Below are 469 nucleotides of genomic sequence, written 5' to 3'. Positions count from 1 at the left end.
CATAGCCGTACCAAGGACCTGCCGGCGCTGGCGCGCACCGCCGATATCCTGGTCGCCGCCGTCGGCCGTCCAGAAATGATCAAGGGTGATTGGGTGAAGCCCGGCGCCACCGTTATCGATGTCGGCATCAACCGCATCCCGGCGCCAGAGAAGGGCGAAGGCAAGTCGCGGCTGGTCGGCGACGTCGTCTATGCCGAAGCGGCCGCGGTCGCCGGCGCCATCACGCCGGTCCCCGGCGGCGTCGGACCGATGACCATTGCCATGCTGATGGCCAACACTGTAGCTTCCGCCTACCTCGCGGCCGGATTGAAGCGGCCGTCCTTCTGATCGGAAAGCAGCATCCTTGCCGAATCTTACTGCTCCTGTTGAACGGCCGGTCATGGGCGATCCCGTTCAGGGCGGTCGGCAGTTCGGCTTCCTGCTGGTCGACAAGTGTTCGATGTTCTCGCTGGCGGCGGCGATCGATTGC

Annotated in this window: 2 pseudogenes; both read left to right on the top strand. The window is 65.2% G+C overall.

Going from position 1 to position 469, the window contains the following annotated elements:
• Nucleotides 1–327: pseudogene (locus EOA60_RS36895) on the top strand (bifunctional methylenetetrahydrofolate dehydrogenase/methenyltetrahydrofolate cyclohydrolase); the annotation flags it as partial.
• A gap of 16 nt (nucleotides 328–343) precedes the next feature.
• A pseudogene (locus EOA60_RS39565) lies at nucleotides 344–469 on the top strand (GlxA family transcriptional regulator); the annotation flags it as partial.

This window comes from Mesorhizobium sp. M1A.F.Ca.IN.020.06.1.1 (assembly GCF_004023265.1).
GTDB lineage: Bacteria > Pseudomonadota > Alphaproteobacteria > Rhizobiales > Rhizobiaceae > Mesorhizobium.
Note: the sequence above shows the minus strand (reverse complement) of the source record. Positions and strands in the feature narration are given on the sequence as shown.